The sequence below is a fragment of the Peribacillus sp. P4_D6 genome, from assembly GCF_056401795.1.
Genome location: NZ_JBFUIQ010000348.1, coordinates 1 through 1,093, shown reverse-complemented (window position 1 = coordinate 1,093; position 1,093 = coordinate 1). Strand labels below are relative to the sequence as shown.

Sequence of the window (1,093 nt, the reverse complement as noted above, 5' to 3'; positions counted from 1 at the left end):
CGTATACATAGTCCTGTTTGCGGAAAAATCCTTCTTTGGTGCGAGGACGTGTATAAGGTAAAGCCGGTATGATTTCTTTGTTAAACAGGTAGCTTGTAATCGCTGGTGTTTTATAAGCTGCATCTGCGGCAACGGCTTCCGGTTTCCCAACTTTCTCAATCACTTTTTCAACTAGTGGTTCTAAGATCTGACTGTCATGTATATTTCCAGGTGTTACAATCGTTCCCAATACAAAACCGTTGCGGTCTGCGGCCGCGTGGAATGAATAGGCAAACTGTTTTGTTCGTTCATCTTTCACATAGTAGCCACTCTCAGAATCCGTTRTACTTTCTTTAATCTCTTTGGTCTCTTCTTTATCAAATTTATCTGGTGGAAAAGGCTTTTTTCCATGGTTTTCACGATYTTGATTGATTTCTTCTTGAAGACGTCCTTGATACGCTCGTGTTTCTTTACGAACGATTTTCTTTTYAAATTTCCGTTTATTCGCACTGGCTTTCACATGTGTGGAATCCACGAAAACGTGTTCAGCACTTATTAACTTTTTATTAGCAGCTGTCATTAAAATGCGATAGGAAATCTTTTCAAACAGGTCTGTATCKTTAAAGCGTGCTCATAATTTTTCCCGAACGTGGAGTAGGAGGTACTTTATCATGGAAATCATAGCCTAAGAACCAACGGTAAGCCATATTGTTTCAACTTCTTCAATCGTTTTATGCATGGAACGAACCGAAGGTATATTGAATGAAAGTCAGTTTAACTAAAATAACTGGATCAATACTTGGGCGTCCTAMCTCTGAATACATATCTTTCACCAAGTCATAAATGAAAGTGAAGTCAATGGCAGCCTCCATTTTASGAACCAAATGGTTCGGTGGCACCAGTTGATCTAAAGTAATCATTTCAAGTTGATCTCGCTGAATAGAATCGTGTTTAGAAAGTATCCTCATCACCTCAAGTTTTAATACTTCTATTTTAAAACAAAAATGACTCCAGGCAAAAGTGTTCTATCTAAAAGGTAAGACAAAGTTGATTGGAGCGGAAGGTTCGAGACTCCTGCGGGAAAAGCGCGTCTAGGGGAGACCCCGCAGGCGAA

The 1,093-nt window shown here is 39.6% G+C and carries 1 pseudogene; it reads right to left on the bottom strand.

Annotated elements, in window-relative coordinates:
* Positions 1-947: pseudogene (locus AC1DVB_RS27460) on the bottom strand (transposase); the annotation flags it as partial.
* Positions 948-1,093: the final 146 nt, after the last annotated feature.